Origin of the sequence: uncultured Gemella sp. (assembly GCF_963515875.1) — a bacterium.
In the GTDB taxonomy this organism is placed as follows: domain Bacteria; phylum Bacillota; class Bacilli; order Staphylococcales; family Gemellaceae; genus Gemella.
On sequence record NZ_CAUPZX010000067.1, the window covers coordinates 1 to 5309 of the forward strand.

The window sequence follows — 5309 nt, forward strand, 5'->3', positions numbered from 1 at the left end:
ATGTAAAGGACTTAAAGGTTATTTATTAAGGTTATTTATTGTTCTAAGAGCTGATCCAAAAGCCCTAAATTAAAAATGACTCATAGACGCAGTGTTTTATTAATATCTAAATTCGCTTTATAAAAGCTTTTTAAATATTTAATAACCTTTATGGGGAGAATTCTATAAAATCATAATTTTTGTGTCACTCCCATAAATTATAGAAGTAACAACCAAAATTTATTATTGGATGTCACTTCTATCTAAAATTATTATTTTAAATGTTTAACCCTTGCTACGATTTCTTTATGACGTCCTTTAATCATTGGTCTAGCTTGAGGATTACCTAAATATCCACAAGTTCTTTTAACAACATCACAGCTTTTTGGGTCTCTGTTTCCACACTCAGGGCACTTAAATCCTTTTTTAGTTGGTTCAAATTCCCCCTCATAACCACACTTATAACAACGATCAATCGGCGTATTTGTCCCCAAATATCCTACCTTATCATATGCATAATCCCAAACCGCTTCTAATGCTTTTGGATTTTGTTTTAACACTGGATATTCACAATAATGAATAAATCCACCGCTAGCATAATAAGGATAATCCTTTTCAAAATCTAATTTTTCAAATGGTGTAGGATTCTTTCTTACATCGTAATGATATGAGTTAGTATAATATTCTTTATCTGTAATATTCTCTACAATACCAAACTTCTCAGTATCCATTCGACAAAATCTATCCGTTAGAGACTCACTAGGCGTTGAATAAATACTATACCAATAATCACCTTCTGCTGTCCATTTATCTACACATTCTTTCATATAACGCATAATATCTAATGTAAATTCTTTCGCCTTAGGATTTTTCTCCCATTCTCCTCCATAAAAGACACTAGCAACCTCATATAAACCTATATATCCAAGAGACAACGTAGAACGTTTATTATCAAAAAGCTGTTTTACTCTATCTTCAGGTCTAAGACGTTTTCCAAAAGCTCCATGCATATAAAGAATAGGTGCATTCTGCGGTTTCGCCTCTCCACAACGTTTCGCTCTATAATCTAATGCATCTTTACAAATTTCTAATCTTTCCTTAAAAATTTCCCAGAACTCTTCTTTATTTCCTTTTGATTCAAGTGCAACTCTAGGCAGATTTAACGTTACTACCCCTAAATTCATACGTCCACTTTCTACAAACTCTCCTTGTTCATTTTTCCATGCAGGTAAGAACGATCTGCATCCCATAGGTGTCTTACAACTACCCGTAATCTTTGTAATTGTATCGTACATAAGTACATCCGGATACATTCTTTGAGTTGCACATGATAATGCAAGTTCTTTTACATCATAATTCGGATCAGTTGATTTTAGATTTAACCCATCTTTAATAACAAATATCAACTTAGGAAAAATTGCCGTTCTCTTTTCTTTTCCTAACCCTTGAATTCTAACCTTAAGAATTGCTTTTTGAATTTCTTTTCCGAAATATCCTTCTCCTAATCCAAAACCTAATGATGTAAATGGCGTTTGCCCTTGTGATGAATATAAAGTATTAATTTCATATTCTAAAGACTGCATTGCATCAAAGATATCTTTTTTAGTCTTTTCATCCGCAAATTTCTTCTGCTTTTCTTCATCATCAATCCACTCTTTTGCCATTTTTAAGTTTTTCTTATAATTTAACTCTGCAAAAGGAGCTAACACTTCGTCTATTCTATCAGCACTACATCCCCCATATTGACTTGAAGCAACATTAGCAATAATCTGAGCCATTTGAGCCGTAGCTGTTTGAATACTTTTTGGACTATCTACATCTGCATTACCAATTTTGAATCCTTTTGTCAACATTTCTTTGAAATCAATTAAGCAACAATTAGTTAAAGGCTGATAAGGAGAATAATCTAAATCATGATAGTGAATCTCTCCTTTTTGATGAGCATTAGCTACATGCTTTGGTAGCATTTTAAGTCCAATTGCCTTAGCAACAATTCCACTAGTTAAATCACGGTGTGTATTAAACACTAAACTATCCTTGTTCGCATTTTCATTCACCACATTCTCATCACGATTAACTAATTTTTCAATTGCCACATTTATATCTAAGCTACGTTCACGTTCAATATCACGCATACTTCTATAGCCAACATACTCTTCATAAATAGCTTCTTCACCTAAAGTAAGTAGCGTATGTTCTACAATATTTTGCAACTCATAAATTTTTATATTATCTTTAAATCTATTTGCTATTTCTATAATAACATTATCTACAATACTATCGATATTAACACTATGCTTTGTTCCAAATACAGAGTGAACCGCTTTTTCTATTGCTTTATATATTTTTTCAGCATCAAACCTGACTACTCGTCCATCCCTCTTTATTACAAGTAAATTATTAGTTAAATTATCTACCTTTGCTTTAGTATATGAAAATAAATTGTTTTTATACATGCTATCCCCCATTTCGTTATTATTTTTCATTTATAAATATATTACAATACTATATTATCTTAAAATATCTCAACTGTCTACAGTTTATATTTCCGGGAAATTCAGAAACCTTATACCTTAGCCCTTTGCCTTAATTGTGAATTTTTCTAGCATCGCTGTTTTCTACTTTATCCTATAAAAATACCTACATATCAACGTTTATAGAGATTTACATAAGATTCTGTATTATTTTTTTACAGAGTAAATTTATGATACAGTTTTACGCATTGCGATATGTAGCTAATTAAAAATGATAATTAAAATGTTCACTCATAATTAAAAAAATTATATTTTTTATTACTTAAACTATGTTTTAATAATAGGATTTATGATAAAATTATATTAAATAAAAAAGAGAGAAATATATATGAAAAAAACGCAAATTGAGAAACTTACAGATCAGTTATTTTCAATAGAAAATAACAATTCACTTTTAATTAATGAATTAGAACCATATGTAGAATTATTTATGCATTATGAATGTGCAATGCTTGAGATTGAAACAAAACTTAATGTTTTTGACAAGGAGTTTTCTTTACACGGTGAAAGCAATCCTATAGAATCTGTCACAACAAGATTAAAAACACCAATAAGTTTAATGAATAAACTTAAACGATTAGACTTACCATTTGATATAGATACAATTAAAGAAAATATCTATGATGTAGCTGGTGTTCGTGTTATATGCTCATTCAAAAACGATGTATATAAACTTGTAGATGCTTTAAAACAACAACACGACCTAACAGTTATAGCTGAAAAAGATTATATTAAAAATCACAAAGACAATGGTTATAGAAGTTATCACCTTATTGTTAAAGTACCTATCTTCTTATCAGATAAGGTAGAACACGTAGCCGTTGAAGTCCAATTCAGAACAATCGCCATGGATTTTTGGGCAAGTTTAGAACATAAACTTAGATATAAAAAGAACCTTAGCGAGGAAAAAGAAAAAGAAATCGAACGTCGACTATTACTCTGTGCGGAGATAAGCGCCAAACTAGATAATCAAATGCAAAAAGTTAAAGAAATAATAGAAGACGATTCGCAATTTTTATAAATTTTTCTCAATAAATTCAAGAGAAACTGATTCTAATTTTAAACAAACAAAATAATCCTCTCATATTAGCCTAAAACTAATATAAGAGGATTGTTTTACCACTATTTTTCTATACTATGTTTCATCGAATAACTGAAATAAATTACTAAACCAACTAGAATCCAACATCCGAAAATTATCCACGTAGATAATTGAATACCATATAATAATACCAAGAATAATAAAATTGATAATATTGGTAAATACGGCATTCCTGGCATTATGAATCCACGACTTGCGTTAGGATATTCTTTTCTTATCACAATAGTCGAATAACTAACTAATGCAAAAGCAATGATCCATGAAACATTAGCTAAATCGGCTAACTGTCCTAACGGTAAAAATCCTGTCAGTAATGCCATAAGTATACCTACTCCTATTGTTGTTGAACCAGGTACTCCATTTTTATTTAACTTAGTTAAGCTCTTTGGTAACAATCCATCTCTACTCATCGTAAATAAAATCCTTATTGAGGCAAACATAGTCGCTAATGGTCCAGCTAAAAGACCTATTACAGCTCCTAATGACACGATTCCCGCTACCCTATCCTGGCCTACAACTTCTAGTACATATGCTAACGCATCACCTTTTCCTAGTTGATAATAAGGCACCATACCTGTTAACACTAAGCAAACTGTAATATAAAAAGCTGTACAAATAAATAATGTAATTATTATAGCTCTCGGCAATGATCTTTGAGGATTTATCGTCTCTTCTGCTGAAGTTGAAATTGTATCAAAACCTAAATACGCAAAAAATACAGTTGTAGCTCCCACCATAACTCCTGATAAACCTTGAGGGGCGAAACTATCTGTCCAATTTGTTGGTTTAACATAAAATATTCCTACTAGAATAAATAAGACAATTACTGCAATCTTGATTACAACCATAAAATTATTAACAAATTTACTACTACTTGTCCCTTTAAATAGCACCATCATTATTAATAATACAACAGTAATTGCTAGTATATTTCCATAACCACCTTCACTTGGTAGTGAAGTAAACTCCTTAGGTATAACAACACCAAAACCTTCTAATAAATTTTTAAAATAACTCGACCAACCATTTGCTATGGCAGCTCCAGCAATAATATAACTCCCCCCAAGAAGCCATCCCATAGAGTGAGCAACGATTTCACCTAATGTCATATAACTATACGTATAGACACTCCCACTCGACGGGATTGCCGATGATAATTCAGCATAACATAACGCTGTTAATCCACAAGCCAAACCAGCAATTAAAAATGAAAAAATTACAGATGGCCCCGCTTTAGAAGATGCTTCTCCCGTTAGAACAAGAATACCTGAACCTATAACTGAACCTACACCCAAAAGAATTAAATCTATCGTTCTCATAGTTGGTTTTAATGTTTTTTTACCACTTTCACCAAGTATCCTTTCTAATGATTTTTTTCTAAATATTTGCATCGATAAAAAAATCTCCTTTCATAAAAGTTATCCATTCCTTTAAAACTTTCAGTATTATCTTTAATCCTTTACTACTATAAATTAGACCAATTACCCCTATATTTTCTTATGTTTTAATCGTTTAAACCGGCCTACTTCTAACCAATAACGATTAAATTTCAATCTATAATTATTATCTCTATAATGATAATCATCTTCTAATTAATACAACCTATATTATAACTTCTGTAAGTAAATTATTCAAATTTTTCGGCAGTGTCAAGATTTTTGTGTAAACACAATCTGATGCTTTAAATAAAGTTA

Annotated in this window: 3 protein-coding genes; 1 reads left to right on the plus strand and 2 read right to left on the minus strand. The window is 30.9% G+C overall.

Annotated features, from left to right (window positions below):
- Nucleotides 1–251: 251 nt before the first annotated feature.
- The gene (gene nrdD, locus RWL85_RS08350; RefSeq protein ID WP_314087051.1) at nt 252–2435 is read right to left on the minus strand and encodes an anaerobic ribonucleoside-triphosphate reductase; all 2184 of its coding nucleotides are present in this window, start codon (nt 2433–2435) and stop codon (nt 252–254) included.
- A gap of 406 nt (nt 2436–2841) precedes the next feature.
- On the opposite strand from nrdD, the gene RWL85_RS08355 reads away from it, so the two are divergent.
- Entirely contained in the window at nt 2842–3534 is a 693-nt protein-coding gene (locus RWL85_RS08355; protein WP_314087054.1) for a GTP pyrophosphokinase family protein, read from the plus strand.
- A 101-nt stretch (nt 3535–3635) separates the two neighbouring features.
- Here RWL85_RS08355 and RWL85_RS08360 read toward each other — a convergent pair whose 3' ends face one another.
- Entirely contained in the window at nt 3636–5006 is a 1371-nt protein-coding gene (locus tag RWL85_RS08360; RefSeq protein WP_314087057.1) for an amino acid permease, read from the minus strand.
- Between the last annotated feature and the right edge of the window lie 303 nt (nt 5007–5309).